Source organism: Nocardia goodfellowii, from assembly GCF_017875645.1.
GTDB lineage: Bacteria > Actinomycetota > Actinomycetes > Mycobacteriales > Mycobacteriaceae > Nocardia > Nocardia goodfellowii.
The window spans coordinates 7162753-7188554 of record NZ_JAGGMR010000001.1 but is presented as its reverse complement, the minus strand read 5'-3'; the positions used below and the strand labels follow the sequence as shown (position 1 = coordinate 7188554).

Genomic DNA, 25802 nt, shown 5'->3' with positions numbered 1-25802 from the left:
CGAGCGTAGTGGATTAGGACACAGCCCGGTTCAGTGCAGTAGGTGCTTCAGCCGGTCGCCGAGGGTGTCCCAGCGCCACTGCTGTTCCACCCAGGCCCGGCCCTCGGCGCCCATGCGGGCGGCCGCGTCCCGGTCGGCGAGGATGCCGACGATGGCCGCGGCGATGGCGTCGGTCTTGCGGCCGTCGACGACGCGGCCGGTCTTGCCCTCGATCACGGTCTCCGGCGCGCCACCGGAATTGCCCGCCACCACAGGGACTCCCGAAGCGGAGGCCTCCAGGAAGACGATGCCGAGCCCCTCTACGTCCAAGCCCGCGCCGCGGGTGCGGCACGGCATCGCGAAGACATCGGCGAGGGTATGGTGCGCGGCGAGTTCGTCGGAAGCGACGCGGCCGGTGAACACCACGTCCTCGGCCACGCCGAGGGCTGTCGCCAGACCGCGCAGCTTGTCCTCGTAGGGACCACCGCCCGCGATCACCAGCACCGCACCGTCGATCTTCTCCCGGATCTCGCGCATAGCCACGATCAACGCATCCTGGCCCTTGCGCGGCACCAGCCGGGACAGGCACAGGATGGTCGGCCGCGCACCGAGCCCGTAGCGTTCGCGCAGTTCCGCGCGCGCGGCCGGATCGGGCCGGAAGACGTCGGTGTCGACACCGGGCGGCAGATACTCGAGCGCCGCGTTCGGGCCGAACGCCGAGGCGAAGCGCCGACGGGTGTAGCGGCTGACATAGGTGACGACATCGGTGTGCTCGCCGATGGAGCGCAGCGATTGCCGCGCGCCCGGCAGCATCGACCACCCGACCTCGTGCCCGTGCGTACTGGCCAGAATGCGTTCCGCGCCGGCCCGGCGCAGCATGGGCGACATCAGCGCCAGCGGTGCCGCCGCGCCGAACCAGACGGTGTCGCACTGTTCGCCGCGCAACAGCCGCGCGGCGCGGCGCGCCACGAGCGGGGTGGGCAGCATCAGCGTGGTGGGATGGCGGACCACCTGGAACTTCTGTTGGGCGTCGAACTTCAGATGACTGTCACCCTTCCAGCGCGGGGCGTAGACGATCAGGTCATCGGGCGGCAGCTGACCGGCGAGTGCCTGCAGATACGACTGGATACCGCCCGGCCGAGGCGGGAAATCATTGGTAACCAGCAGAGTTCGGGCCATAACCGAACAACCTACTGTGTCCGATTCACCGGGCCGAAAACCCGTCGTCCGGCTACGCGGATTCCGCCGCGAGCCAACTGCGCCACGCCGCGGTGAGGCTCGCGCGGCCGGTGTCCAGAACCTCGCGCAGGACGCGATCTTCCGTATCCGGGGTCTGCTTGCCCGCGGCGAGGCCGCGATAGAGCTGGACCAAGCGCGCTTCGCCGTAGGTTTCGGCGAGGAAAGCGCAAGCCGACCACGCCGCCTCGTAGGCCGCGGCGGCGTCGGGCCCGGTGAAGGCGGTGTCGGCGGGCAGCTCGGCCGGGCCCGCGCCGGTGCGCAGGCGAGCGCTCAGAGTCGGGGCGATATCGGCGAAGCGGTGCTCGCGGCCGCGGTGCGCGGCGTATTCGGCGAACCCTTCGAGCAGCCACTGCGGTGCGCCGTCGACCGTGTCGGCGCGGGCGGCGACGTGGGTGAGTTCGTGGCGCAGTACGGCGCGCAGTCCGTCGGGGGTCAGGCGCCGCCCGGCATCCGGGCTGAAAACCACGCGCTGCCCGGTGGGTTGGGTGCCGCGTACGAACGGATCGGCGACCGAGGCGGCGGCCACTTCCTGGGCGAGCAGGGTGCCGGAGCGCACCAGTGCGGTGAATTCCGAGGGATTCGACGCGACCACGACGAGCGCCGACTGCGCCCACGCCGTGCCCCACAGCTCGTTGACCGAGGCGGTGGCGGGCGCGAGTTCACTTGCCAGCACATCCATTTCCACGCGCTGACCGGAATGGCCGACGACCAGCGATTCCTGACCGTCGCCCGTCGGCACCCGCAGGGCGGTGATCTGGCCGAACGGTTCCATGATCGGGCGTACCGCCGCCAGCCGCGGATCGTCGAGGGCCGCCTGCTGCGCCGAACCGACGTGTTCCGCGCCGGTTTTCGGCACCAACCAGTTGGGCGCGACGAGCAAGGCGCCGCACGTGCCGGTCAACAGTGTCACCATGCCGACGGTGAGGGCGAACTGACCGCGTCGGCGCGCCGCACACCAGCGCCGCATTCGGCGCAATCCCCGCATGGTGTATCAGTATCGCCGCGCGGAATGGTAGGGCGTGGAGGACACGGGCGCGACCGCGACCGGAACGCCGAACGTGGAGGCGTGCAACATCAGTCCGTTGCCCGCGTAGATGCCCACGTGGGAGATCTCGGGATAGAAGAACACCACGTCGCCGGGCTGCAGATTCTCCTTCGACACCGGCGTGCCGTAGGCGGCCTGCTGGGAACTGGTGCGCGGCACGTTCTTGCCGACCTGCTTGAACGCCCACTGCACCAGGCCCGAGCAGTCGAAGGCGTTCGGGCCGGTCGCGCCCCAGACATACGGGTCACCGACCCGGGTGAGCCCGGCGGCGAGCGCGCTGGTGCCGCTACCGGGGACCAGGTCCTTCAGGAGTGTGTCGCGGTCGAAGCCGGGCGGGAACGGCGAACCCGCCCACGCCGCTTTGTCTTTGGTGGACAGTGCCGTCCAGGCCTCGACGACCTGCGCGGTGGCGGTGCCGAGTTCGTTCTGCTTGCTCTGCAGATCGGCGCGCACCTTGTCGGACTTGGCGGCGGCATCGTGCGCGGCGTCGGAGGCGGCACGGGCGGCGGCTTCGGCGGCCGCGGCGGCGTCGGTGGCCTTCTTGAACTGCTTGAGCTGATCGGTGGTTTGCGCGGTCATGACATCGAGCACCGACATCTGATCGAGCAGCTGCTGCGGGGAGTCGCTGGTCAGCACCGCGAACATGCGATTGGTCTTCGCGCCCTGATAGGTGGCGATGGCGGTGCGGTCGATGACCGGCTGAAATTTGCGGACGTCCGCGCGGGCGGCGTCGAGCGCGGCGCGCTTGGCCGCGAGCGTGGCGTCGACATCACGCTGGATGGCGAGTTTGGCGTCGAGATCGGACTGCGCGTTGAGCGCTTCCTCGTTGAGCTTCTCGGACTCGCGGGATAGCTCGATCATCTTCTGCACCGCTTCGCCGGCGGTGGCGGGCATCGCCACCGGGTCGGCGGTGGCCGGTCCGATGCAGACGGTCGCGGCCAGGATTCCCGCCGCGAGTACCCCTCCCACAACACGATTGGTGCGATGTGTTCTGTGTGCGGCCACGGCCTGCCTTGCCCCGTTCTCTGTCATTGAGCGATGCGTTGCAGTTGTCCCGGGCGGTGCGGCCGATGTTTGAGGGCGGCGCATCCCGGGTAGGTCTCGATTAGGTTACGGAACGGCGTAGGTCTGTGTCCAGTAGGGAACGAACTGGTCACACCCCGGCCGGGTAGGTTGCCGATGCCGCCGGACCGCGCTGTGGCGACCGGCGGCATCAACGGTGTTGGGGCCCAGCCGAGTTGGTGCTTCAGTAGCGGCGCGCACCCGCGAACGGCATCTCCGACATCGAGGCCACCTGCACCGGGACACCCGAGGTGGACGCGTGCACCACGTTGCCGTCGCCCGCGTACAAGCCGGAGTGGCCGCCGCCGTAGAACGAGACCACGTCGCCGGGCTGCAGCTCGTCGATCGAGACCGGGGTGCCAGCCGAGAGCTGAGCGCCGCTGGTGCGCGGCAGTTCCATGCCCGCCTGGCGGTAGGCCCACTGCACCAGGCCCGAGCAGTCGAAGGCGTTCGGGCCGGCGGCGCCGTAGACGTAGGGGGCGCCGATCTTGGATTCGGCTGCCTCCAGGGCGATCTCCCCGGCGGTCTTGACCGGTGCGGGCGGAACGAACGGGCTCGGAGCCGGGTTCGGTAGCTCGAGGCCGGGAATGCCCGCCGGGATGGGGATTTCGTTGGGGACCTCGAAGGTCCCGATGCCGGGGATGGTCACCGGCTGTGCCGACGCGGGAGCCGCGGGCAGGAGGATCGCGCCGATGGTGGCAGCGCCGACGGCTCCGGCGGCAACGGCACGCCGCGCCCCTCGCTTGACGGTGTTAGTCGCCATGATGCGGTTTCTTCCAATCTGCCCCACGACGCTGCACCCGGTCTGGTGCGGCGGACTGCGTGCCGTTCGCACCGGGCTCGAGAACGGGTCTGGTGCGGCGGACTCCGTGAGGTCTCGAAAAGGTTACGAACACATCACGGTGCTTTGTAAAGCCGTACCGGTCGGAATTGAGGGTGCGTCGCCATTTCTCGCGGCATTACCTGCGAGATATCTCACATGGATCACGAAACGATAAAGACTGCTCGTTATCAGGCATTTCTCAGATCGCTACTCGGCGAGTCGCGGGCCCTGTACCGGGCACGATAGGGAGCCGGTATGGTGATGTTCGCCCAGGTCGTAGCCATGGTATTGCTCGTCGGCGAGGCCTCGGGGCGGTCATGTGTCCAAAACTCTGCGGACACGCCGCGATACGAGTTCGCCGGATGCCGACACGCCCGGGGCGTTTATTTAGATCACGGATGAATGTGACCTGCATCACATTTTGGTTAACTAGATCAAATCGCGGGCATCGAAACGAAATCCTCGCGCGCAATTCGGTAGTTCGCCCGCGAGTTTTGTTGTGGGCTCAACTGGCTGTCCTGGGGTTTTCGCGCAGCGGTGACCTTGTCGGTGCCTGGCTCTACGCTGCACGCCGTGCCCGACCCCGACCCGAGATCCACCGGGAGCGGCCCCCGGACCCCTGGGCGGCTCGCGCCTGCCAGACAGCTGGCCTTCGACGAGCTCGATACCCCGCTGTATGAGACAACTTTCGTCATCGTGGACCTGGAAACCACTGGTACCAGCCCGGATGGCGACGCGATCACCGAGATCGGCGCGGTGAAGGTGCGGGGCGGAGAGGTGCTCGGCGAGTTCGCGACCCTGGTCAACCCGGGGCGCGAGATCCCGCCGCAGGTCGTGCATATCACCGGGATCACGCACGCGATGGTGTACGACGCGCCGCGGATCGAAGTGGTGCTGCCCGGATTTCTCGAATTCGCCAAGGGCGCGGTGCTGGTCGCGCACAACGCGCGTTTCGACACCGCGTTCCTCAAAGCCGCTGCCGCCCGCTGCGATACGACGTGGCCGAATCCGCCGGTGCTGTGCACGGTGAAGCTGGCACGGCGGGTGCTGACGCGCGACGAAGCGCCGTCGGTGCGGCTCGGTGTCCTCGCGCAGGTGCTCGGTGCGAGCACCCGGCCGACACACCGTGCCCTCGACGACGCCCGCGCCACCGTCGACGTGCTGCACGCGCTCATCGGCAGGGTGGGCAACCAAGGAGTGCACAGTCTTACCGAACTCCTCGACTACCTGCCCGACGTCACGAACGGCCAGCGCGCCAAACGGGTGCTCGCCACCGATCTGCCCGCCAGCCCCGGCGTGTACCTGTTCCGCGGTCCCTCCGACGAAGTCCTCTATATCGGCACCGCGGTGAATCTGCGCCGCCGCGTCCGCAATTACTTCACCGGGTCCGAGACCCGCGGGCGCATGAAGGAAATGGTCTCGCTGGCCACCCGCGTCGACCATGTGGTGTGCGCGCACGCGCTCGAAGCCGGGGTGCGTGAACTGCGTTTGCTCGTCGCGCACGCTCCGCCGTACAACCGGCGGTCGAAGTTTCCGAAGAGGGCGTGGTGGCTCACACTCACCGACGAGCCCTTCCCGCGTTTCGCGGTGGTCCGCACACCGAACCGGGATTCGCTGGGCCCGTTCAACTCTCGCCTGGACGCCACCGACATCGCCGCGACCATCGCCGAACACGCCGGACTGCGCACCTGCACGACGCGTCTGCCGCGGACCGGCGTGCACGACTGCCCGCCCGCGGCGGTCGGTGGATGTCCCGCCGCGCGGGTCGCCGAAATGCCCATGAGCAGCAGCGAATACGCGCCTCTGGCCGCGGCTGTGCGGGATTTGTTCGCGGGCCGGTCGGACGCGACGTTGCGTGCGATGCTCGATCAGCTCGAAACCTATTCCCGTGCCGAGCATTTCGAGGCCGCCGCCCGGCTGCGCGATCGCGCGGTCGCGGTCGTGCGGGCGGTGGCGCGGACGCAGCGCCTCGCCGCGGTCGCTCGCATCGCCGAACTCGTCGCGGCGCACCCCGACGGTGCGGGTGGCTGGGAGTTCTCCGTCATCAGATACGGGCGTCTCGCGGGCGCGGGCAATGCCCGGCGCGGTGTGCCCCCGATGGCGGTCGTCGAACAGCTCGTAGCCTCCGCCGAAACCGTCTTGCCCGAGCGGAGTAGCCCGCCCGCGGCGAAACAAGAGACTTTGGTGGCAGTAGCGCCCGGCGGAGCGTCGCCCGTTCTCGAGCAGGATCCCGGGCCTGGGTCGGCACTGTGCGATATGCCCGCGGACGATGCCGATTTCGACGGCCCACCCCTGCTCGGTGGTTCACCTGAGGAAGTCGGCCTGGTGGTGCGGTGGCTGGCCCGCCCCGGCGTCCGGATCGTCCGCAGCACCGCGGGCTACCGGGAACCGCTGTACGGCGCGGCTCGCTGGCTGACCTGGGCCGAACACGCGGAGGCGGCCGCACGGACCGAACTCGCGGGAGCGGAATACCTCGGCCAACTAGGCTGACCACCATGATTAACGCGATCGTGCTCATCCACGCCGACAACGGCCGCATCCCCGAAACCGCCCAGGCCGTCGCCGACACCGAGGGTGTCACCGAGGTCTATTCCTGCGCCGGCGACGTCGACCTGATCGCGATCGTCCGAGTCCGCGACCACGAAAAGATCGCCGAAGTAGTCACCGCGGGCATCGACAAAGTCCCCGGCGTCCTCCGCACCACCACCCACATCGCCTTCAAGTCCTACTCGAGCGCCGATGTAGAGGCGGGCTTCTCACTGGGGGAGTAGGCGAAACCGCCAGGGTTGTTCCGGTAAGTTCTTGTGCCACAGTTAGTTCTCCGGCGCGCAAGAGCTCGTCGCAGGCCACGCCGGGGGGTGTGGGAGGGGATTCGGCCCAAATGGATCGTGTGATCAGGTCGACGACAATAAGTACCGGTGGGCGGCCGGGGGACCAAGGCGGGTGGCTCCAGTGAGATTGCCGCGCGGCTTCGACTGCTATCGGCCCAACAGTGGTGGTGACTTCGAAACCGTACCGCTGACACCGACTCCGATGGCGTATCAGCGGCCGTATACGCACGAGAACGATGTGACGGTTCGGCTGCGGCGGTGTCTGGAGCCCTTGCCGGATACGGCGCGTCTCTGGCGAAAAACGGGTCGTCCGTTACGGGTGGAGCCGCTGGAGTTGGAAATCGCGCAGCCCCTGCCTGAGGTGTGTGCCCGCCATGGTCGCCCAGCCACGTCTCGCACTCTGGTGCGGACGTGCTTCTACGACACCGACCTGCATCCCCGGTTCCATAGCCAGGCGGTGGCTCGGGACGTCGTCAAATCGCCTGTCCGGACGCTCGTGCAGGACACTGAAGCCCCGGTTTCCACGATCGTGGTCGGCGAGTGGCCCGCCTGCGACCGCTGCGTTCGCGGTTCGCGACGCTATCGCTGGTTTTCCCGCGTCCTGTTGTGGCTGATGGCCGGCAATCTCGTCGCGCTGGTGATCGCCGCCGTGGCGGATATCGATCGGCTGATCATGCCTTTGGCTCTCGCGCTGTTCCCGGGGTCGCTGCTCGGTTTGGTGGTGGCTCTGCTTCTGCTCGACAAGTCCAGGCAACGGGTTACCTACCGGCCCATCTATGACGAACGATTCGCTTTCGTCGAGGCGCATGCCGACTTCCGCCTGGCACTCGAGCGACTCGAGCGCCCTTCGCTCGAAAAATGAGCGGGCTAGTTCTCGCCCAGGGTGTTGGTGAGTTTGGCCCAGTTGTCCAGTAGGGCAACGGATTTCCCGGCGTCGATGGCGGCGGCGGCGCGCTCGATGCCAGCGGCGAGGGCGTCGTGCACGTCGATGTCGGGATCGCCTTCGCCGCGCGACCAGTCGTAGGCGACGATCGCGGCGGCGGAGTTGATCAGGACGGCGTCGCGGACGGGGCCCGGTTCGCCGGCGAAGACGGCGCGGGCGATGCCGGCGTTGGTGTCGGCGTCACCGCCGCGCAGGGCGTCCAGGTCGACGCGGGGGATGCCGAGGCGGGTCGGGTCGATGACGGTTTCGCGGAGCCGGCCGCCGGAGACGATCCAGGCGGCGGTGGTGTCGGAGGTGGTGATCTCGTCGAGGCCGTCGTTGCCGCGGACCACCAGGGCGCTCGCGCCGCGTTCGGCGAAGACGCCCGCGATCACCGGCACCAGGTCGGCGAAGGCGCAGCCGACCAGGCCCGCGCGCGGCTGCGCCGGGTTGGTGAGCGGGCCCAGGATGTTGAAGACCGTAGGAATGCCTATTTCTTTACGGGCCGCGCCCGCGAACCGCAGTGCCGGATGGAAGACCGGGGCGAAGCAGAAGCCGATCCCGGCCTCCCGCACGCACTGAGCCACCGCGTCCGGGCCGAGATTCAATTTCACGCCGAGTGCTTCGAGGACATCGGCGCCACCGCTCTTGGAGGACGCGGCGCGGTTGCCGTGCTTGACCACGGGCACTCCGGCGGAGGCGACCACGATCGAGGACATGGTGGAGATGTTCACCGAACCCGAGCGATCGCCACCGGTGCCGACGATGTCGACGGCGTCACCGGCGACGTGGACCAGGCGGGCGTGGGACAGCATGCCGGAGGCGAGACCACCGAGTTCCGCGGGCGTCGGGCCCTTGATCTTCATCGCGACGCCGAACGCGGCGATCTGCGCGGAGGTGGCGTTGTCGGACATGATTTCGTTCATCGCCCAGGTCGTGTCGTCCGCGGCCAGGTCGCCGCCGTCGGCGAGCGTCCCCAATACCCGTGGCCAGCTGCGCTCGCTCATGCCATCGCCTCGCTGCTGCCCGGCTCCGTCATGACCGTGCAAGTCACGGCAGCGCTTTCGACTTGCTCGCTGCGCTCGCTCATGTGTCCTTCTCCCTGTCACTGGTTGCGCACCAGTCTGTCGCGCTGCAGCCTATCGGGCCAGACGTTATTCGCCGGGACTCGGTTGCAGGGCATCCCAGCCGTCGGCGCATCCGTCGTGGCGCTGGGCGAGCCCGGCCATCCGGGACCGCTCCTGGGAACAGCGCAGGGCGTCGAGGACCTGTACTCGTCGCAGGATCAGGGTGGTGAGTTCGCTGTCGGCGGCCGGATCAGCCGGTGCCGGGGAGTAGCCGTCCTGGGCGGCGATCTCGCAGACCCGCCCGATCTGCGCGGCCGGGATCCGGAGGTGGTGGCGGAGCACCACGGGCGCGTCCGGAGCCAGCGCGGTCGCCCGCGCCAGCGCGGCCGAACACGCCTCCGCGTCGTCGAAACTCGCGGCGACCACCACGAGATCTGGGCGGTCCGGATCCAGCGCGGCCGGTGCGCCACGTCCGAACAGTCGCCGCCACAACCCCGGCGCCCGACCGCCGCCTCGCCGCGAATCGCCGACGTGCTGCCCCATCATGACCTCCATCTCAGCAATTCCTCAGCGCCGCCTGTCATGCTAGGCGCGGCGTCCTGCGCAAATACCCACGCGTCCTGCGCAAACACGGACACGCCGACATCGGGGCCAGACCCGCTCTGTCCGTGCGTTTTCCGACACGGGCGGACAAGTTTCGCACCCGGGTACCTGCGTCGTACTACGACGAGTCATACTTACCGGCGTGACGACCGCAGTAGGGACCCCAGGATCGGCCATAACTCAGCGTGTGCATTCGCTGAACCGGCCCAACATGGTCAGCGTCGGTACCATCATCTGGCTGTCGAGCGAGCTGATGTTCTTCGCCGGCCTCTTCGCCATGTATTTCGTCGCGCGCGCTCAGGCCCACGGAAACTGGCCGCCGGAACCGACCGAGCTGAATCTCAAGCTCGCCGTACCGGTCACGGCCGTGCTTGTCGCCTCCTCGTTCACCTGCCAGATGGGTGTTTTCGCGGCGGAGCGCGGCGATGTGTTCGGGCTGCGCCGCTGGTATGTCATCACCCTGGCCATGGGTGCGTTCTTCGTCGCCGGTCAGGGCTACGAGTACTACCACCTGGTCCACGAGGGCACCTCGATCTCCAGCAGCGCCTACGGCTCGGTGTTCTACATGACCACCGGCTTCCACGGCCTGCACGTGATCGGCGGCCTGATCGCGTTCGTGTTCCTGCTGCTCCGCACCAAGGTCAGTAAGTTCACCCCCGCGCAGGCGACCGCCGCGATCGTGGTCTCGTACTACTGGCACTTCGTCGACATCGTCTGGATCGGGCTGTTCGCCACGATCTACTTCGTCCGTTAACCGGACGTAACCCCAAGCTTTGTACAAGTCGGTTCCGTCTACTCCAAAGGGACACAGATGAGTTCATCTCCCCCGTCAGCGCCAGAGCCCGCGAGCCACGGGAATGGCGGTGCCGTTTCGAGCGACCTGCAAGCAGTCGCGAGCGGCGCCACCAAGGTCCGTAAGCAGCGCCGGCTCCGCAGGCGCATCGCTGGCGGACTCGCGCTGCTGGTTGGTCTCGTCGGAGCCGGTTTCCTGGCCACGGCCCTCACGCCGGAGCCGCAGGTCGCCACGGCCAACCAGGATCAGACCGCACTGATCCGCGAGGGCAAGCAGCTCTACGACACCTCCTGCGTCACCTGCCACGGCGCCAACCTGCAGGGCATCACCGACCGCGGTCCGAGCCTCGTCGGCGTCGGCGACGCGGCGGTGTACTTCCAGGTGTCCACGGGCCGTATGCCGCTGGCCGCCAATCAGGCTCAGGCCCCGCGCAAGCCCGCCAAGTTCGACGCCGCGCAGACCGACGCGCTGATGGCCTACATCCAGGCCAACGGCGGCGGCCCCACCGTCGTGCGCGATGCCAACGGGGAGATCGCGCAGCAGTCGCTGCGCGGCCCCGATGTCGCCCGCGGTTCGGAGCTGTTCCGGATGAACTGCGCGTCCTGCCACAACTTCACCGGCCGGGGCGGCGCGCTGTCCTCCGGTAAGTACGCGCCGCCGTTGAACGAGGCGAACGAGCAGCAGATCTACACCGCCATGCTCACCGGCCCCGAGAACATGCCGAAATTCTCCGACCGGCAGCTCACGCCGGAGGAAAAGCGCGACATCGTCGCCTACGTCCGCAACGCCGACGAGGAATCCGCGCCGGGTGGCTGGGATCTGGGTGGCTTCGGTCCCGCGACCGAGGGTCTGGCCGCCTGGGTGATCGGCATCGTCGCGATCGTCGGCGCCGCGATGTGGATCGGATCCCGGACATGAGCCCGGCCGCCGCGGCGGTCGCCGAGCGCGACCATGGAGCAGCCGGGCGCATGACGAATTGGATGCAGCCATGACGGACAAGGAGCCAAACGACATGGGTCGGCCGGATGAGGGCCACGACAGCGAGCTGTCGACAGTGACGCACGAGGTCGACGTCAATCGCGACTACACCGAGGCCGAACTCGACGCGATGTCGCGGGACGAGCTGGTCAAGCTCGGCACCGCACGCGACGGCGTCGACGTCGCCTACCGTCGCGAACGTTTCCCGATCCCGGGCACCCGGGCCGAGAAGCGCGCCGAGCGTGAGGTGAGCTTCTGGTTCGCCGTCTCCGCGCTCTCCGCGGCCGCCCTGGTGGGTGTGTTCCTGTTCTGGCCTTGGCAATTCAAGGGCAAGAACGAGGAAGGCCACGCCGCCTACGCGCTGTTCACGCCGCTGGTGGGTCTCACCTTCGGCATCGCGGTGCTGGTCATCGGCGTCGCGGTGGTGCTGATCCGCAAGAAGTTCATTCCCGCCGAGCTGTCCATCCAGGACCGGCACGACGGTCCGTCCCCCGAGGTCGAGCGCCGCACCCTGGTCGCCGAGCTCAGCGACGCGCTGGACACCTCGACGCTGGCCCGCCGCAAGATGATCACCCGCACCGCGGGCGCGGGTGTCGGCATCCTCGGCATCGGCGCGCTGCTGGTGTTCGCCGGCGGCCTGATCAAGAACCCGTGGGCCAAGGGCGACAAGTCGCCGCTGTGGGTGTCGGGCTGGACGCCGGACCACCCGGGCGAGACTATCTACATCCGCCGCGACACCGGCCGCCCGGACGACATCGTCCTGGTGCGTCCGGAAGATCTGGACGCGGGCTCGATGGAGACGGTGTTCCCGTGGAAGGAAAGCTGGCGCGGTGACGAGCACGCGACCTTGCAGTCGCTGCGCGGTATCCGCAACGCGGTCATGCTGATTCGCCTGCGCACCGAAGACGCCGAGAAGGCGATCAAGCGCAAGGGCCAGGAGAGCTTCAACTACGGCGACTACTTCGCCTACTCGAAGATCTGCACCCACCTCGGCTGCCCCACCTCGCTGTTCGAGCAGCAGACCAACCGGATCCTCTGCCCCTGCCACCAGTCGCAGTTCCTGGCGACCGAATGGGGTAAGCCGGTCTTCGGTCCCGCCGCTCGCGCGCTGCCGCAGCTGCCGATCACCGTCAACTCCGAGGGCTACCTGGTCGCCGCCGGCGACTTCATCGAGCCGCTCGGACCGGCCTTCTGGGAGCGTCGTTCATGAGTGTCGCCGCACAAGCCAACGAGATGGACGAGCGGTATCGCGCCGCTGCGTTCGCGAAGCGGTCGATCAACAAGGTCTTCCCGACGCACTGGTCCTTCCTGCTCGGTGAGATCGCGCTGTACTGCTTCATCATCCTGCTGCTGTCGGGTGTGTACCTGACCCTGTTCTTCGATCCGTCGATGAGCGAGGTCGTCTACAACGGCGCCTACCAGCCGCTGCGTGGTGTCACGATGTCTCGCGCCTACGAGACCTCGCTGGAGATCTCCTTCGAGGTGCGCGGCGGTCTGTTCGTGCGCCAGGTGCATCACTGGGCGGCGCTGCTGTTCGCGGCGTCGATCATCGTGCACCTGTTCCGCATCTTCTTCACCGGCGCGTTCCGCAAGCCGCGTGAGGCGAACTGGGTGATCGGCTCGCTGCTGCTGATCCTGGCGATGTTCGAAGGCTTCTTCGGCTACTCGCTGCCCGACGATCTGCTCTCGGGTACCGGTCTGCGCGCCGCGTTCGGCGGTATCACGATGGGTATCCCGATCGCGGGTACCTGGATGCACTGGTTGATCTTCGGTGGCGACTTCCCCGGCACCATCATCATCCCGCGTCTGTACATCGCGCACGTGCTGCTCTTCCCGGGCATCATCCTGGCGCTGATCGCCGCCCACGTGGCGCTGGTCTGGTACCAGAAGCACACGCAGTTCCCCGGACCGGGCCGCACCGAGAACAACGTGGTCGGCGCGCGCATCATCCCGGTGTTCGCCGCGGATCAGGGCGCGTTCTTCGCCTTCACGCTCGGCATCATCGGCATCATGGGCGGCGTGCTGCAGATCAACCCGATCTGGAACCTCGGCCCGTACAACCCGGCTCAGGTGTCGGCGGGTTCGCAGCCCGACTTCTACATGATGTGGACCGACGGTCTGGCGCGTTTGATGCCGCCGTGGGAGCTCTACATCGGCCGGTACACGGTGCCGGCGGTGTTCTGGGTCGCGATGATCATGGGCCTGGTGTTCACGCTGTTGATCGCCTACCCGTGGATCGAGAAGCGGCTCACCGGCGACACCGCCCCGCACAACCTGTTGCAGCGTCCGCGTGACGTGCCGGTGCGCACCGCGATCGGCGCGATGGCCATCGCGTTCTACCTGGTGCTGACCCTGTCCTGCGTCAACGACATCCTGGCGTTGAAGTTCGACATCTCGCTGAACGCGACCACCTGGGCCGGCCGCATCGGCCTGCTGGTGGTGCCGCCGCTGGCGTACTACCTCACCTACCGGTTCTGCCTGGGTCTGCAGCGCAGCGACCGCACAGTGCTCGAGCACGGCATCGAGACCGGCGTGATCAAGCGCCTGCCGCACGGTGAGTACATCGAGGTGCACCAGCCGCTGGGCCCGGTCGACAGCCACGGCCACCCGGTCCCGCTGGAGTACCAGGGCGCGCCCGTGCCGAAGAAGATGAACAAGCTGGGCGCCGCCGGCAAGCCGGGCACCGGTTCGTTCCTCCGCCCGGACCCGTGGCAGGAGAGCGAAGCCCACTTCGAGGTGGAAGAGGCCGAAGAGCACAAGCAACTCGCCGCCCTCGCGAAGGCCCAGCAGAAGGCCCTCGAAGGCAAGAGCGGTCACTGATAGACCGGTAGCACGAAGGCCCCGAGTCGAATCGACTCGGGGCCTTCGCTTTGGAGTGGTCAGCGGCGGCGGGCCGCTTCGATGGCCTCGAACTTGGCCAGGTTGTGGCGCGCGTCGGCGAGGGCGTCGTGGGCGTCCGGCGGGACCGGGGGGAGGTCGGGACGGCCGTGCGCTTCCCAGTGCTGGCGCAGTTCGTTGGTGTAGCGGGGGAGGGTGTTGGGCAGATCGACCATGGAACCCCAGAGCTGGCACAGCGCCACGTGATCGTAGGCGGCGACCCAGGCCCACAGTTCGGGCTGCACGGTGGGGCGGGGGACCAGGAATCGGTAGAGGTCGTCGCGGATCTGCTCGCGGCTTCGCCACAGCGGTGACGTGCGCGGCGGTAGCTGCGGCAGCACGTACTTGCGAACCCACGGCCCGGCCCGCTCCGGATCGAATTCGGTTGATACCGCGTAATATTCGCGTCCGTCCTCGCAGACGACGCCGATCGAGACGAGATCGATCGTCACCCCGTCCTCAACGAATTCGCAGTCATAGAAGTACCGCAGCGAGATCGCCTCTCTCCGTGCTCGTGCTGTTGGTGGCATGTGCCGCTCCGCCAACCCTATGTGGAGTACGCGGACGGTTTGCCGCAAGCCCCTCCGAGGTGGAAATTCCCGACACCAAGGATGTGGCGATTTCCGCCTACCTCCGGCTATCTGCCACTTGGGGGTGTCCGTATTCTGAATCTCGTGAACTGGACCGTCGACGTACCCATCGACCGCTTGCCGGAACTGCCGCCGCTGCCCGTGGAGCTGCGCAGACGTCTGGACGCGGCGCTGGCCCGTCCCGCGCTGCAGCAGCCGTCGTGGGATCCCGAGCAGGCGGCGAAGATGCGCACCGTGCTGGAGAGTGTGCCGCCGATCTGTGTGCCCGCCGAGGTGGAGGAGCTGCGCGAGCGGCTCGCCGAGGTGGCGCGCGGCGAGGCCTTCCTCATGCAGGGCGGTGACTGCGCGGAAACCTTCGCCGACAACACCGAGCCGCACATCCGTGGCAACATCCGCACGCTGTTGCAGATGGCGGTGGTGCTGACCTACGGCGCCAGCCTGCCGGTGGTGAAGGTCGCGCGGATCGCTGGTCAGTACGCCAAGCCGCGCTCGTCGGACACCGATTCGCTGGGTTTGACCTCCTATCGCGGTGACATGGTGAACTCGCTGGTCGCCGACGAGAAGCTGCGCGCGCACGATCCGTCTCGCCTGGTCCGCGCCTACGCCAACGCCAGCGCCGCGATGAATCTGGTGCGCGCGCTGACCAGCGCCGGCATGGCCGACCTGCACAAGGTGCACGACTGGAACCGGGACTTCGTGGCGCAGTCACCCGCCGGCGCCCGCTACGAAGCCTTGGCCGAGGAGATCGACCGCGGTCTGGCGTTCATGAACGCCTGCCGGGTCAACGATCCGAGCCTGCAGGCCGCGCGCATCTACGCCAGTCACGAGGCGCTGGTGCTCGATTACGAGCGCGCCATGCTGCGGCTCGGCGAGAACCCGGCCACCGGCGAGCCGGCGCTGTACGACCTGTCGGCGCATTTCCTCTGGATCGGGGAGCGCACCCGTCAACTCGACGGTGCGCACATCGCTTTCGCGGAATTGCTGGCGAACCCGATCGGCTTGAAGATCGGGCCCACCACCACCCCGGAACAGGCGGTGGAGTATGTGGAACGGCTGGACCCGAACAACGAGCCGGGCCGGTTGACGATCGTCTCGCGCATGGGCAACGGCAAGGTTCGGGACGCACTGCCGCCGATCATCGAGAAGGTACAGGCCACCGGCCACCAGGTGATCTGGCAGTGCGACCCGATGCACGGCAACACCCACGAGGCGTCGACCGGTTTCAAGACCAGGCATTTCGACCGCATCGTCGACGAGGTGCAGGGCTTCTTCGAGGTGCATCACGCGCTGGGCACCCACCCGGGCGGCCTGCACATCGAGCTCACCGGCGAGGACGTCACCGAATGCCTCGGTGGCGCGCAGGACATCTCGGATCTGGATCTCAACGACCGCTACGAGACGGCGTGCGATCCGCGCCTGAACACCCAGCAGTCACTGGAGCTGGCCTTCTTGGTCGCGGAAATGCTGCGCTGACAACGGGTTTCACGAAGCGGGGCACCGGGTTTCGACCCGGTGCCCCGCTTCGCGTGCGGGCTCAGGTCAGTAGCAGCTGTGGCTGATACCGGTCGAGCCACACCGCCAAATCGAGGAACTGTTCCAGCCCGATCCGGTCGGGCAACCCGACACCGCCGACGTCACGGCCGACGAGCTTGCGGACCGCGGCCGCGTCCATGATTTCCAGCACCCGGTGGTCCTCGGCGAGCACCTGCGCCGCCTGCTGCTGCAGCGCGCGCACATACGCCGCGTCCTGGGTGATCGGATAGTGCGATTTCACCCGTTCGATCACCGACCGCGGCAGCAACTCGGCCGTGGCCGAACGCAGCAGGCTCTTCTCCCGGCCGTCATGCGACTTCAATGCCCAGGGGACGTTGTACAGGTATTCGACGAGGCGGTGGTCGCAGAGCGGTACGCGTACCTCCAGGCCGACCGCCATGCTCATCCGGTCCTTCCGGTCGAGCATCGCCCGCAAGAACCGGGTGATGTGCAGATGCGAGATCTGGCGCATCCGCGCGTCCAGCGGCGCCTCGCCGGGCAGCGGCTCGACCCGCGCCAGCGCGGTCCGATACTGGTCGCGCACATAGTCGTCCAGCGCCAAAGCGCGCACCAAGTCCGGTCGCAGCAGCGTGGTGCGCCGGGTGAGGTCTCGGGGCATCGCGGCCATCCAGGGGAAGGTGTCGGCGTCGCGCAACGCGGAATCATGGAACCAGCGGTAACCCGCGAAGACCTCGTCCGCGGATTCCCCGGACAGCGCGACCGTCGACCGTTCGCGCACGGCACGCGACAGCAGATACAGCGACGCGTCCGAATCGCCGAGGCCCAGCGGCAGGTCCCGCGCCGCGACCACCGCCGCGCGAACCTCGGGCGCGGCCAGTTCGGCGGGGTCGATCACCAGGGTGTGATGGTGTGCGCCGACATGCCGGCCGACCTCGTCCGCGAACGGTGCGTCGAGGGTGCTGCGCCATTCGTCGGCTACGAAATCTTCGCGCTGCCCGGCGAATTCGACCGTGAAGCTGCGCACCGATTCCCCGCTCCGGCGCAATTGCCGGGCCGCCAGCGCGGTGATCGCCGAGGAGTCCAAGCCGCCGGAGAGCAAAGTGCACAGCGGCACGTCGGCGACGAGTTGCCGCTGGACGCTGTCATGGAGCAGCTCGCGGACCGTCGCGATCGTCGCGCCGAGGTCGTCGGTGTGTTCGGCGGTGCGCAGTGTCCAGTAGCGGGTCTCGCGCAGGCCGTCCCGGTCCACGGTGACGATGGTGCCCGGCTCGACCTGCCGCATGCCGTGCCATACGGCGGTGGCCGGGTCGGTGATCAGGGTGAACAGCTCGCGCAGGCCGTCCAGCCCGACCGCGGCGCGAGCCAGTGGATTCGCCAGGATCGCCTTCGGTTCCGAACCGAACAGCACGCCGTCGCGGGTTGGTAGGAGAACGAGCGGTTTGATGCCGAGCTGGTCCCGGATCAGCACCAGCCGCTGCGTTCGCGCGTCCCAGATCGCCAGGGCGAACATGCCGATCAGCCGTTCGGCGACGGCGTCACCCCACTCCAGATAGCCGCGCAGCACGGCCTCGGTGTCCGAGCGGCCGCGAAAGTGGTGGCCACGGTTTCGCAGTTCCGCGCGCAGTTCGGTGAAGTTGTAGGCCTCGCCCGAATACACCAGCACTATCGGACCGTCGGGGGTGTCGACGGTCATCGGCTGCGTTCCGCCTGCGATATCGATGATCGCGAGGCGCCGGTGACCCAGGGCGGCAGGGCCTTCGACCCACAGTCCGCCGGCGTCGGGACCTCGCGCACCCATTGTCGCGGTCATCGCCGCGAGGACCGCGCGCGATCCGGTCAGATCTTGCTCGTATGACACCCATCCAGTGATTCCGCACATATCCAAATAATGAAGCGGCTACAAAAATAAAGCAACTATAGATTTGTAGTCGATGTAGTAGTCTGGGTCAGTGCGCAGTGCAGAGACCGGATTACGGGAAGTCAAGAAGGAACGCACGCGCCGCAGCTTGCTGCTGGCCGCGTACGAACTGTTCGAAGAGAAGGGATACGACGCCACCACGATCACCGAGATCGCCCGCGCCGCCGAGGTCTCGCCCGGCACCTTCTTCAACTACTTCGGCACGAAAGAGGATCTGGTCTTCGGCGATCGATCCCATATCGCCGAAGCGGGTATGGCCGAGCTGGCTCGGCGCCGACCGGAGGACACGCCCGCCGACGCCGTGGCGCGCGCCTTCGAAAGCATGCTCGCCGCCGAGCAGCAGCGCGATCCGGACGGACTCGAACAGCAGCGCGCCCGTTTGGTCGTCACCGTGCCCGCGCTGCACGCCACTTCGCTGGGGCGGCTGTTCGACGTCCAGCACCGGATGGCGGGGCAGTTGCGCAGGATCTTTCCCGATGAATTAGACGAACTGCACGCCGCGATCCTGGTAGGCGCCTTCACCGGTGCGGGCATGGCGGCGATGCGCGCCGCGATCGCGGCGGAGCAACCACTCGAGCCCGCGGTGCGCAAGGCGATCAGCGAGGTAGCGCGTCGATTCAGGGGAGTGCGGTCAGCGTGATCGTGCTGCCCGGTTCGGCTCGGCCACCCGCGCCGGGACTCTGACCGATCACCACGGAGGTATCGGAATTGGTCAGTGACTGCACCTGCACCTTGAATCCGAGCGCCACCAGCTTCTGCCGCGCGTCACCGACGCTGGAGCCGATCACCAGCGGGATCTTCACCGCGTCGGACACGATCAGCGTCACCGAATCACCGGAGTTCACCGTGGTTCCGGCCTCGGGATCGGTGCTGACCACCTGGCCGGCCTCGATGCTCTTGTCGAACTCGGTGCGCTGACCTTTCACCTTGATACCGGCCTTGGTCAGCGCTGTCGTCGCCTCTTCGACGGTCTTGCCGCGGACGTCGGGCAGTTTCACCGGCGGCGCGCCGTTGCTCCGGTACACCTTCACCTGCGCGCCCATCGGCAGCACCGTGCCGACGCCGGGCTCGACGCGCGCCAGACTGCCCTTGGGCAGCTGACTTCCGACCTCACCGGCGTCGATGGGCTGGAGTCCGGCGTCGCGGATCAGCTGATTGACCTTCTTGACGTCGGCGCCGGGCTGCACGTCGGGCACGCGTGGTTTGCCACTGGAGATCAGCACCGCGACGGTGGAGCCCTTGGTCACCTTGGACCCGGCGGACGGGTCGGTGCCGACCACGCCGCCGAGCGGGATGGTGTCGGAGGCCTTCTGCCTTGTCTCGCTGTCGAATCCGGCGTCCCGCAACGCCGCCGTCGCCTGCTCGGCGGTCATTCCGGCGACGGGCGGGACCGGCGAATAGCGCCCGACGCCGAGCCACCAGCCGCCGATGCCGACCAGCAGGGTCAAGGCCACCACGATCGCGGCCCACACCAGCGCGGTGCGCCGCGATTTCACCGGATCGGTGTAGGGCTGGGCCGCGGCCGGACGGTGCGGCGGCACATACTCGTGCACCTCGGTGGCGCCGTATCCGTGGTCCGGGGCGTAGCCGTAGCCGTCGTCGTAGCCGTCCGGCCCGTAGTCGGGCACTCGCGGACGCGCCGCGGTGACCACCTTGGTGTGCTGGGGTTCGGGTATGTACTGCGGCTGCGGCGTCGCGTCGCGACTGCTCAGATCGGCGACCGAGGTGAAGCCCGCGCTGAGGTGTTCGGCCGACTCCTGCGGCGCGGGCACCCGGTACGGCGGCAACTGCAGATCCTGGGCGATGGTCCGCAGCGCGGCCGCCATTTCGGTCGCGTCGGCGTACCGATGCAGGGGATCCCGGGCGGTGGCGCGAGCGACGAGATCGTCGAACTCCGGCGGTACGCCCGCGATGAACTCACTCGGGCTCGGCACATCGTTCTCGATGCGCTGGTACGCCACCGAGATCGAGGTATCCCCGGTGAACGGCACCTTCCCCGTCAGCAGCTCGAAGATCAGCACGCCGAACGAGTAGACGTCACTGCGCGAATCGGCCGACCCGGACGTCACCTGCTCCGGCGACAGATACGCCGCGGTACCCAGGATCACGCTCGCCGAGGTGGTGTTGGCCGCCGCCACCGCCCGGACCAGGCCGAAGTCGGCGATCTTCACGTCACCGTTGTCGGAGATCAGCACGTTCTCGGGTTTGATATCGCGATGCACCAGCCCCGCCGCGTGCGCGACACCGATCGCTTCGAGGACGGGCTGGGCGACCGCGCGCACCGCGTGCGGCGGCATCGGGCCCCGCTCGCGCAGCAGCTCCCGCAGCGTGCCGCCCTCCACCAGCTCCATGATCAGAAACGGATAGTCGCCGTCCACGCCCTGGTCGTACACGCCGACCAGCGACGGATGCTTGAGTTTGGCCACCGCGCGCGCCTCGAATTCGAAACGCGACAGGAACTGCGGGTCACCGGCGAACTTGGGATCCATCACCTTGATCGCGACCGGGCGGTCCAGCCGGGTATCGACCCCGCGGAAGACCATCGACATCCCGCCTCGCGCGATCGGCGCGTCAATCCGGTAGCGCCCCTCCAGGATCTGCCCGATCACGTGATGTCCTCCAAAACAAGTCGTCCGCTCCGTGCGGCCCCCACGATGGTAACTGTGCCCGAGCCGGTATCCCGGGCGGCCGCGACGGTTTTTCGGGAACACCCGGGTGTCTCGCGACCTGCGCGGGGACACCGTCTACCGTTATCGGGGTGAGTGCATTTCCCTGCAGTGATGATGTTCTTCCGGAGTCGGTGACCTTGCTGCCACTGCCAGAAGTGGCCGACAAGCTCGGGATCTCGGTGACCCGAGTACATCAGATGCTGCGCGACCACCAACTGCTCGCGCTGCGCCGCGACGGTGTCGCAGGCGTCCCCGAGATCTTCTTCGACCCGGCCGGCGGCGTCACCAAGCATCTGCCCGGGTTGATCACCGTGATGAAGGACGCGAAATACACCGACGAGGAGATCCTGGAGTGGATCTTCACCGACGACGACAGCCTGCCCGGCAAGCCGATCGAGGCCCTGCACGGCCCGCTGGCCCGTGAAGTGATCCGCCGCGCGGCCGCCGATCCGTTCTAGTTGGCGGCGCGGGCGCCGCGGGTTCGCGGCCACTGATGTCTCGCGTCCGAGCGGTCGAGACTCGCGCCTGCGGCGCATGCGCTTCGACCGCTCGGACGCGAGACGGCCGCGAACGGGTCGGTCGTAAGGCTCCCTCCGTTGGGGTTCATTTCTTTGACGGAGGCATCGGGGGTGTGGGCGACGGCGTTTGCGTCAGCGCAGGATGAAGTGGTTTGCGGCTACGCGGAGGCGGTGGTGGCGGCGGACTACGGCGCGGGTGTTGAAGACGGTGTAGTCGTGGTGCTCGATTTCGGTGAGGATGGCGGCGTAGAGGGTGCTGGCGGTGCGGATGGCGGGGCGGACGCGCGGGTCGAGCAGGTCTATGCCGGGGTCGGCGCGGCGGTAGAGGTCGCGGTTGACGGCGATCAGGTGCGCTAGGGCGCGGCGGAGTCGCTGGTCGGTGTGGCCGGTGTGCCGGCAGTGCAGTAGCAGGTCTTGGTCTACGCCGAAGGCGGTGAGCTCGTCGAGCGGTAGGTAGATTCGGCCGCGGTCCAGGTCTTCGCCGACATCGCGCAGGAAATTGGTGAGCTGGAAGGCTTCGCCGAGGGCCGCGGCGGCCGGTTCGGCCTCGGCGCGGGGGACGACCGTACCGAGGACCGGTAGTAGTTGCAGGCCGATGGCCGCCGCGGAACCGCGCATGTATTCGCGGAGTTCGGCCATGGTGGCGTAGCGGTCGCGGTAGTGCGCGGAGCCGGGGATGTCCATGCGCATGGAGTCCAGGAACGTCCAGAAGTGCTGGGGCGCAATGTCGTACCGTGTGATGGTGTCGGTCAGGGCGAGCAGCACGGGGGCGTCGGCGACAGTCTCAGGTCCCTGTTCCAGGGCGGTGCGCAGCCGCTTTTCGATCAGGTCGACCGCGCCCGCGGGTTCGGTCGGGGGCCGCTGCGCGTGGTCGACGATGTCGTCCACCATCCGGGCGAACGCGTACAGCGCGTGTACGGCGGGTCGTCGCGAGGCGGCCAGCAATCTGGTGGCCAGGAAGTAGGTGCGCCCGTGCGCTGCGGCGATCCGCCCGCATTCCCGATAAGCGGACTCCAGCGACGCGGACCTCATGCCCGTGCGGCGGGGGCTTCCACCGGCGGCGGGGTGGCGCGCAATCGCAGCGGGTCGACCTTGCGCAGTGACATCGCCGCCACCACGGCGGCGAAGATGGCGGCCGCCACGTGCGGGAAGTTGTAGAGCCCGATCGAGCCGTCCGGCTGGAACACCAGCATCAGCCAGGTACACAGGCCGACCAGCACCATCAGTGTCGTGGTGGACAGGGCGAAGCCGGCGGCCAGCGCCAGCGGCCAGGAGTAGTACCAGGGCAGCGCGGCCGGGGAGAGGATGACGATCGCGACGAACGCGATCATGATGCCCAGCACGGCTTCACGTTCGCTGTGCCGGAACCGCCACCAGGTCAGCACCAGCAACAGCACCATCAGGATCTCGCACATCAGGCGGGTCACGTCGAGCACCGGCGGGAAGCCGAGCGGGGTCACCCAGGTGACCATGTGCGCGAGGACGGTCGGCAGCGAGAGCCAGTTGATGATCTTGTTCGAGCCTTGCAGCGCTTGCAGCCAGCCGATGCCGACACCCGCGATCAGCGAGGCCGCCGCGAACACGGCCGCGAAGACGAGCAGGCCCAAGCCCGCGATCTTGGCGAAGACGAACGCCGGATGCGGCATGTCGGGTGACGGCCGGGCCGCATCCGGATCCACTAGGTCCGGATCGTCGGCCGCCTTACCCAGGCGCTCGGCGGCGCGTTTCTCCTTCTCGTGCAGCATCCAGATCCACACCAGGAAGGGCAACGCGATACCCGCGGTCGCCTTGATCGCGACACCGATGGCGACCACCACGATGCCCGCCACATGATGACGCTCCAGCACCAGCGCGATGCCCGCGCACATCAGCCCGACCATGAGCATTTCGTTGTGCACGCCGCCGATCAGGTGGATCAGCACCAGCGGATTGAGCACCGCCAGCCACAGCGCGACCGTCGGCTTACCGCCGAGGTGCTTGGTCAGATAGGGCACCGCCCACATCATCAGCGCCAGACCGGGCAGCATCACCAGGCGCAGGCCGATGGTGCCCGCGACCACGTTGTCACCGGTGATCGCGGTGATGCCGCGGGCGAGCAGCAGGAAGATCGGGCCGTAGGGCGCGGTGGTGGTGGTCCAGACCGGGCTCACGTTGTCCAGCAGCACACCCGGATTGGCGACCGGCCCGACGCTGTAGGGGTCGAAGCCGTCCCGCAGCAGCGCGCCCTGGGCCAGGTAGGAGTAGGCGTCGCGGCTGAACATGGGCGCCGCGAACAGCAGCGGGAAGATCCAGATGCCGACGATCGCGCGCAACTCGTTCAGGGTCACCTCGGCGCCGGGCCGCTCGCTCATGCCGATGGTGGTGCGGCCCAGCCGGACCCACGCGGTGATCATGAGCAGCACGCCGATCCAGACGAACATGCTCGACAGCACCAGCCCGTGCCCGAAACGTAGCCACGACAGGTGCCAGGATTCCAGCAGCGGGTCGACCTTGCGCACGCTGCCCGCGCCGAAGCCGCCGAAGGTGATCATGATGGCGCCGACGAAACCCATGAGGGCCGCGTGGCCTTCGGGACTGCGGACGAAGTCGGCGTAGGCCTGCATCCGGGACCGCGCGGGTCGCGGTGCCGGGGGCGGCTGCACGGTGCCCGTGGGGGCTGAGTCTGTCGAGCGACCTGGCAACTGGTCGCCGAGGGCCGGAGTGTCGGGGGTGACGCGCATGTCCGGGGATGCCATGTGGTGTCGGTCCCCCCGGCAAGGTCAGCGGTCGCAACCGCGAGCGAATAGGTCGGCGATCAGTTTAATGCTTCGCTGGGAACCCTAGCGCCATGGTAGGTGCGGTTTCACCCGAAGCAGGCGACACGTCGCCGGTAATCCGGGTTGCCGCCAGTTTTCCGGACAGCAGCACCGTGGGCACGCCGACGCCCGGGACGGTGCCGCAACCCGCGATAACCACGTTGTCGCTGGAGGCCGGGAAGTTGCGCGGACGGAACGGACCGGTCTGTCGGAAGACGTGCGCGGCCGAGAACGGCGTGCCCGCCAGCATGCCCTTGGCCTGCCAGGTGCGCGGCGTGTCGAGATGGTCCACGGTGAAGTGCGCGGTGATGCCGGTGTAGCCGCGCTGCTCCAGCACCGCCAGCAGCTCGCGCAGGTAGGACGGCCCGATTCGCTCCCAATCCAGCGGCGCGGCAACCAGATTGGGGCACGGCGCCAGCAGCGAGAACGGTTCGTGCCTGCCGTCCGGGCGGTCGATGAACAGGTCGGGATCGGTCAGCGCGGGCCGGGTCAGCAACAGCGACGGATCGCTCATCAACCGGCCGCGGCGGGCGGTGAGCTCAGCGAAGGTGGCGTCCCAGGCCGCGCCGAAGTCGATGGTGTGGTGCGCCTGCACCGGCCACCGCGCGGCGACCTCGGCCGGAACGGTGCCGTGCGCGACGACGGCCGAGGGGGAGGCGCGCAGCCACCGCCGGCGGCGGACGCCGAACCGTTCGATCGAACCGAGGTCGGCGGTCAGCACGACGGCGTCGCAGTCGATGGCCCGCCCGTCGGCGGTGCAGACGCGCCGGGCGCGCCGGCCCGCGTAGTCGATCCCGACGACTTCGGTGTCCAGTTCGAGGGTGCCGCCCGCGTCGGTGAAGGCCGCCGCCATCGCGGCGGCGACCGCCCGCATGCCGCCCTCGGGGAAGTACACACCGAGCGAGGTGTCCATATGCGGGATCGCGCCGTATACCGCGAGCGCTTCGGCGGGCGGCAGGCCCGCGTACAGCGCCTGGAAGGTGAACAACCGCGCCAGTCGCCGGTCCCCGAGGATCTGTCCGACCCGAGCGCCGAGGCGGCCGAAACCGCCGAGTCGCACCAGGTCCAGCAAGGCGGCGCGTTTGCGCGGCTCCCGCACCATGTCCAGCGGGGAGTCGAAGTTGGTGTCCATGAATTCGGTGAACTCGGCGGCGTAGATCCGCGCTAGCCAGTCGCGTAGCCGCCGGTAGCGTCGCGCCTCGGCCGGTCCGCAGACCCGGGCGACTTCCGCGGCCATGGTTTCGGCGTCGGCGAACACCCGGATGTCGGCGCCGTCGGCGAACCGCGCGTGATAGCTCGGTGCGAGCCGATGGATCCGCAGTGAACAGGACTCGGGAGTGCGTCCTACCGCGGCCAGCGCATCGGTGACCAATTCGGGCAAAGTCAAAACTGTTGCGCCGGAGTCGATCTCGTAATCGGGCCCGCGATGGACGCCGACCCGTCCGCCGACATGATCGGCCCGCTCCAGCAAGGTCACCGTGCGCCCGGCACCGGTCAGGTAGAGCGCCGCCGCGAGCCCGGACAGACCTGCGCCCACCACGACGACCCGGTCAGTCGGTCCCGCAACGGTTTTCATCGAAATCTCCTCAGCGCATGCCG

22 protein-coding genes are annotated in these 25802 nt (G+C 68.2%); 10 read left to right on the top strand and 12 right to left on the bottom strand.

What is annotated here, in order from left to right; translation table 11 throughout:
- Nucleotides 1-30 precede the first annotated feature (30 nt).
- The 4 genes from BJ987_RS33280 to BJ987_RS33265 all read right to left on the bottom strand — a co-directional run bounded on the left by BJ987_RS33280 (nucleotide 31) and on the right by BJ987_RS33265 (nucleotide 4088).
- On the bottom strand, nucleotides 31-1158 hold the full coding sequence (locus BJ987_RS33280; protein ID WP_209897004.1) for a glycosyltransferase family 4 protein: 1128 nt from the start codon (nucleotides 1156-1158) through the stop codon (nucleotides 31-33).
- A gap of 52 nt (nucleotides 1159-1210) precedes the next feature.
- On the bottom strand, nucleotides 1211-2203 hold the full coding sequence (locus BJ987_RS33275) for a hypothetical protein (protein ID WP_209897003.1): 993 nt from the start codon (nucleotides 2201-2203) through the stop codon (nucleotides 1211-1213).
- A 6-nt stretch (nucleotides 2204-2209) separates the two neighbouring features.
- The gene (locus BJ987_RS33270; protein WP_209897002.1) at nucleotides 2210-3295 is read right to left on the bottom strand and encodes an NlpC/P60 family protein; all 1086 of its coding nucleotides are present in this window, start codon (nucleotides 3293-3295) and stop codon (nucleotides 2210-2212) included.
- 214 nt (nucleotides 3296-3509) lie between these two features.
- On the bottom strand, nucleotides 3510-4088 hold the full coding sequence (locus BJ987_RS33265) for a C40 family peptidase (RefSeq protein ID WP_209897001.1): 579 nt from the start codon (nucleotides 4086-4088) through the stop codon (nucleotides 3510-3512).
- Nucleotides 4089-4721: 633 nt separating this feature from the next.
- Between BJ987_RS33265 and BJ987_RS33260 the strand changes: the two genes are divergently transcribed.
- The 3 genes from BJ987_RS33260 (at nucleotide 4722) to BJ987_RS33250 (ending at nucleotide 7841) form a co-directional block, all read left to right on the top strand.
- On the top strand, nucleotides 4722-6638 hold the full coding sequence (locus tag BJ987_RS33260) for a DEDD exonuclease domain-containing protein (protein WP_209897000.1): 1917 nt from the start codon (nucleotides 4722-4724) through the stop codon (nucleotides 6636-6638).
- Nucleotides 6639-6643: 5 nt separating this feature from the next.
- Nucleotides 6644-6919 carry an Lrp/AsnC family transcriptional regulator gene (locus BJ987_RS33255; protein ID WP_209896999.1) on the top strand — a complete coding sequence of 92 codons (276 nt, stop codon included), beginning with the start codon at nucleotides 6644-6646 and terminating at the stop codon, nucleotides 6917-6919.
- Nucleotides 6920-7181: 262 nt separating this feature from the next.
- Nucleotides 7182-7841, top strand: a complete 660-nt coding sequence (locus tag BJ987_RS33250) for a hypothetical protein (RefSeq protein ID WP_209896998.1) — start codon at nucleotides 7182-7184, stop codon at nucleotides 7839-7841.
- Between the two features lie 5 nt (nucleotides 7842-7846).
- On the opposite strand, the gene trpD is transcribed toward BJ987_RS33250, so the two are convergent.
- Both trpD and BJ987_RS33240 read right to left on the bottom strand, forming a co-directional pair.
- Nucleotides 7847-8908, bottom strand: a complete 1062-nt coding sequence (trpD, locus tag BJ987_RS33245; RefSeq protein WP_209896997.1) for an anthranilate phosphoribosyltransferase — start codon at nucleotides 8906-8908, stop codon at nucleotides 7847-7849.
- A gap of 147 nt (nucleotides 8909-9055) precedes the next feature.
- On the bottom strand, nucleotides 9056-9514 hold the full coding sequence (locus BJ987_RS33240) for a hypothetical protein (protein ID WP_209899525.1): 459 nt from the start codon (nucleotides 9512-9514) through the stop codon (nucleotides 9056-9058).
- 199 nt (nucleotides 9515-9713) lie between these two features.
- Between BJ987_RS33240 and ctaE the strand changes: the two genes are divergently transcribed.
- The 4 genes from ctaE to qcrB all read left to right on the top strand — a co-directional run bounded on the left by ctaE (nucleotide 9714) and on the right by qcrB (nucleotide 14162).
- The gene (gene ctaE, locus BJ987_RS33235; RefSeq protein WP_209896996.1) at nucleotides 9714-10325 is read left to right on the top strand and encodes an aa3-type cytochrome oxidase subunit III; all 612 of its coding nucleotides are present in this window, start codon (nucleotides 9714-9716) and stop codon (nucleotides 10323-10325) included.
- A gap of 57 nt (nucleotides 10326-10382) precedes the next feature.
- Complete coding sequence (gene qcrC, locus BJ987_RS33230) at nucleotides 10383-11282, top strand: cytochrome bc1 complex diheme cytochrome c subunit (protein WP_209896995.1); 900 nt, start codon at nucleotides 10383-10385, stop codon at nucleotides 11280-11282.
- 94 nt (nucleotides 11283-11376) lie between these two features.
- Nucleotides 11377-12552 carry a cytochrome bc1 complex Rieske iron-sulfur subunit gene (gene qcrA, locus BJ987_RS33225; protein ID WP_281070404.1) on the top strand — a complete coding sequence of 392 codons (1176 nt, stop codon included), beginning with the start codon at nucleotides 11377-11379 and terminating at the stop codon, nucleotides 12550-12552.
- Nucleotides 12549-14162, top strand: coding sequence for a cytochrome bc1 complex cytochrome b subunit (qcrB, locus tag BJ987_RS33220; protein ID WP_209896994.1), 1614 nt, complete (start codon nucleotides 12549-12551; stop codon nucleotides 14160-14162). The genes qcrA and qcrB overlap by 4 nt, the downstream gene beginning before the upstream one ends.
- A 59-nt stretch (nucleotides 14163-14221) precedes the next feature.
- On the opposite strand, the gene BJ987_RS33215 is transcribed toward qcrB, so the two are convergent.
- Nucleotides 14222-14710 (bottom strand): polyadenylate-specific 3'-exoribonuclease AS, encoded by a 489-nt coding sequence (locus BJ987_RS33215; RefSeq protein WP_209899520.1) that lies wholly within the window; start codon nucleotides 14708-14710, stop codon nucleotides 14222-14224.
- A gap of 183 nt (nucleotides 14711-14893) precedes the next feature.
- On the opposite strand from BJ987_RS33215, the gene BJ987_RS33210 reads away from it, so the two are divergent.
- On the top strand, nucleotides 14894-16282 hold the full coding sequence (locus tag BJ987_RS33210) for a class II 3-deoxy-7-phosphoheptulonate synthase (RefSeq protein WP_209896993.1): 1389 nt from the start codon (nucleotides 14894-14896) through the stop codon (nucleotides 16280-16282).
- Between the two features lie 61 nt (nucleotides 16283-16343).
- Here BJ987_RS33210 and asnB read toward each other — a convergent pair whose 3' ends face one another.
- Entirely contained in the window at nucleotides 16344-18182 is a 1839-nt protein-coding gene (gene asnB, locus BJ987_RS33205) for an asparagine synthase (glutamine-hydrolyzing) (protein ID WP_209896992.1), read from the bottom strand.
- 70 nt (nucleotides 18183-18252) lie between these two features.
- Between asnB and BJ987_RS33200 the strand changes: the two genes are divergently transcribed.
- Nucleotides 18253-18861, top strand: coding sequence for a TetR/AcrR family transcriptional regulator (locus tag BJ987_RS33200; protein ID WP_209896991.1), 609 nt, complete (start codon nucleotides 18253-18255; stop codon nucleotides 18859-18861).
- Here BJ987_RS33200 and pknB read toward each other — a convergent pair.
- Entirely contained in the window at nucleotides 18839-20830 is a 1992-nt protein-coding gene (gene pknB, locus BJ987_RS33195; protein WP_209896990.1) for a Stk1 family PASTA domain-containing Ser/Thr kinase, read from the bottom strand. The two genes, BJ987_RS33200 and pknB, sit on opposite strands and share 23 nt — an antisense overlap.
- 149 nt (nucleotides 20831-20979) lie before the next feature.
- On the opposite strand from pknB, the gene BJ987_RS33190 reads away from it, so the two are divergent.
- Nucleotides 20980-21348 (top strand): Rv2175c family DNA-binding protein, encoded by a 369-nt coding sequence (locus BJ987_RS33190; protein ID WP_209896989.1) that lies wholly within the window; start codon nucleotides 20980-20982, stop codon nucleotides 21346-21348.
- A gap of 192 nt (nucleotides 21349-21540) precedes the next feature.
- On the opposite strand, the gene BJ987_RS33185 is transcribed toward BJ987_RS33190, so the two are convergent.
- The 3 genes from BJ987_RS33185 to crtI all read right to left on the bottom strand — a co-directional run bounded on the left by BJ987_RS33185 (nucleotide 21541) and on the right by crtI (nucleotide 25779).
- Nucleotides 21541-22440 (bottom strand): phytoene/squalene synthase family protein, encoded by a 900-nt coding sequence (locus BJ987_RS33185; RefSeq protein ID WP_209896988.1) that lies wholly within the window; start codon nucleotides 22438-22440, stop codon nucleotides 21541-21543.
- Nucleotides 22437-24128 (bottom strand): alpha-(1->6)-mannopyranosyltransferase A, encoded by a 1692-nt coding sequence (locus BJ987_RS33180; RefSeq protein WP_209899517.1) that lies wholly within the window; start codon nucleotides 24126-24128, stop codon nucleotides 22437-22439. Before BJ987_RS33180 ends, BJ987_RS33185 begins: the two co-directional genes overlap by 4 nt.
- Before the next feature lie 79 nt (nucleotides 24129-24207).
- Nucleotides 24208-25779 (bottom strand): phytoene desaturase family protein, encoded by a 1572-nt coding sequence (gene crtI / locus BJ987_RS33175; RefSeq protein ID WP_209896987.1) that lies wholly within the window; start codon nucleotides 25777-25779, stop codon nucleotides 24208-24210.
- Nucleotides 25780-25802 lie beyond the last annotated feature (23 nt).

Bases quoted from the DNA above. Each gene is read 5' to 3' on its own strand.
- BJ987_RS33280 (WP_209897004.1), bottom strand. From the start codon at position 1,158: ATGGCCCGAACTCTGCTGGTTACCAATGATTTCCCGCCTCGGCCGGGC.
- BJ987_RS33275 (WP_209897003.1), bottom strand. From the start codon at position 2,203: ATGCGGGGATTGCGCCGAATGCGGCGCTGGTGTGCGGCGCGCCGACGC.
- BJ987_RS33270 (WP_209897002.1), bottom strand. From the start codon at position 3,295: ATGACAGAGAACGGGGCAAGGCAGGCCGTGGCCGCACACAGAACACAT.
- BJ987_RS33265 (WP_209897001.1), bottom strand. From the start codon at position 4,088: ATGGCGACTAACACCGTCAAGCGAGGGGCGCGGCGTGCCGTTGCCGCC.
- BJ987_RS33255 (WP_209896999.1), top strand. From the start codon at position 6,644: ATGATTAACGCGATCGTGCTCATCCACGCCGACAACGGCCGCATCCCC.
- BJ987_RS33250 (WP_209896998.1), top strand. From the start codon at position 7,182: ATGGCGTATCAGCGGCCGTATACGCACGAGAACGATGTGACGGTTCGG.
- trpD (WP_209896997.1), bottom strand. From the start codon at position 8,908: ATGAGCGAGCGCAGCTGGCCACGGGTATTGGGGACGCTCGCCGACGGC.
- BJ987_RS33240 (WP_209899525.1), bottom strand. From the start codon at position 9,514: ATGATGGGGCAGCACGTCGGCGATTCGCGGCGAGGCGGCGGTCGGGCG.
- qcrC (WP_209896995.1), top strand. From the start codon at position 10,383: ATGAGTTCATCTCCCCCGTCAGCGCCAGAGCCCGCGAGCCACGGGAAT.
- qcrA (WP_281070404.1), top strand. From the start codon at position 11,377: ATGGGTCGGCCGGATGAGGGCCACGACAGCGAGCTGTCGACAGTGACG.
- qcrB (WP_209896994.1), top strand. From the start codon at position 12,549: ATGAGTGTCGCCGCACAAGCCAACGAGATGGACGAGCGGTATCGCGCC.
- asnB (WP_209896992.1), bottom strand. From the start codon at position 18,182: ATGTGCGGAATCACTGGATGGGTGTCATACGAGCAAGATCTGACCGGA.
- BJ987_RS33185 (WP_209896988.1), bottom strand. From the start codon at position 22,440: ATGAGGTCCGCGTCGCTGGAGTCCGCTTATCGGGAATGCGGGCGGATC.
- BJ987_RS33180 (WP_209899517.1), bottom strand. From the start codon at position 24,128: ATGCGCGTCACCCCCGACACTCCGGCCCTCGGCGACCAGTTGCCAGGT.
- crtI (WP_209896987.1), bottom strand. From the start codon at position 25,779: ATGAAAACCGTTGCGGGACCGACTGACCGGGTCGTCGTGGTGGGCGCA.